Raw genomic sequence first — 557 nt, forward strand, 5'->3', positions numbered from 1 at the left:
TACAACGTGAAGGTCCGCGTGAAGTCGGACAACACGGGCGTCGATATCGCCAACGTGAAGATGTCGATGAATCCGTTCGATGAGATCGCTGTCGAAGAGGCAGTGCGTCTCCGGGAAGCGGGCGTTGCAACCGAAGTAATCGCCGTGTCGTGTGGCGTGACGCAGTGTCAGGAGACGTTGCGTACGGCGCTGGCTATCGGTGCGGATCGCGCTGTGTTGATCGAAAGCGCGGAAGAGTTGCAACCTCTGGCGGTGGCGAAGTTGTTGAAGGCGCTGGTCGATCAGGAAAAGCCGGAGCTGATCATTCTCGGCAAGCAGGCCATTGATGACGACTCGAATCAGACCGGTCAGATGCTTGCCGCGCTGGCGGGTCTGCCGCAAGCCACGTTCGCATCGAAGGTTGTGGTTGCGGACGGCAAGGCCACGGTTTCGCGTGAAGTCGATGGCGGCGCCGAGACGCTTTCCCTGAAGCTGCCCGCGGTCGTGACGACCGATCTGCGCCTGAACGAGCCGCGTTATGTGACGTTGCCGAACATCATGAAGGCGAAGAAGAAGCC

General features: G+C 60.0%; 1 protein-coding gene. It reads left to right on the top strand.

Translation table 11 applies throughout. The features are described from left to right. A partial coding sequence (locus AWB79_RS37975; protein WP_063963639.1) for an electron transfer flavoprotein subunit beta/FixA family protein occupies positions 1 to 557 on the top strand: 557 nt, incomplete at both ends.

Origin of the sequence: Caballeronia hypogeia (genome assembly GCF_001544875.2) — a bacterium.
GTDB classification, from domain to species: domain Bacteria; phylum Pseudomonadota; class Gammaproteobacteria; order Burkholderiales; family Burkholderiaceae; genus Caballeronia; species Caballeronia hypogeia.